The sequence below is a fragment of the Oleiphilus sp. HI0061 genome, from assembly GCF_001635675.1.
In genome coordinates, this window is sequence record NZ_LWFE01000084.1 from 1 (window position 1) to 715 (window position 715).

At 44.5% G+C, this 715-nt stretch carries 1 pseudogene; it reads right to left on the reverse strand.

Annotated features, from left to right (window positions below):
- Nucleotides 1-305: 305 nt before the first annotated feature.
- Nucleotides 306-715, reverse strand: a pseudogene (locus A3735_RS30020) (short chain dehydrogenase); the annotation flags it as partial.

Here is a 715-nt window from a genome sequence, read left to right on the forward strand (position 1 = left end):
GTTGTAGCCACCATGGCAGCTCACTAAACTCCATATTACGGCGATCAGCTTTACGGCGGTTATTTTTATATTTTCGAGCTTGAGCAGTATCCTGCCTACGATCCTGGCCTCGCTTATCATTGAAAACATGGCTTTTTTCGGTTTTCATTGTATTCATGAAAGGCCTGAAGAGAACTCGTTGGAAAATGCTTACAATGTATGTTACCACTTTCCCACTGTGATTTGCGACGCCCTAGATCGATAAAAATGAAAGGAAGCTCAACTTATTGATCTTCCTCAAGTCCTTTCATCGTTTCTCTGTTTATTTAATCGACAAATAGATCGTTCATCAGTTTTTTATCTGGATCATCTGAGTAGCGATAGTGATCGAAATCATCCACGCCTCTCTTGCGAAGGATGTCTTCATCAATGATTACTTCACCACTGAGCTCACAATCTTGGGTGGTGAGTATTTCGTAGGCAGCATCGGCCATAATGGCGGGCTTACGACCTTTTTCAAGAGCCGACTTTCCGCCACCTTCAAATTCGATGGCAGCTGTAGAGATTAATGTTTGTGGCCATAGGGAGTTCACTGCAATTCCGTAGCGCTTGTATTCGGCTGCCATCCCAATAGTCAACATCGACATGCCATACTTGGTGACGGTATAAGGACCATAATGCTGGAACCATTTTGGGTCGAGGTTAACGGGTGGTGAGAGGCTCAGAATATGGCCGC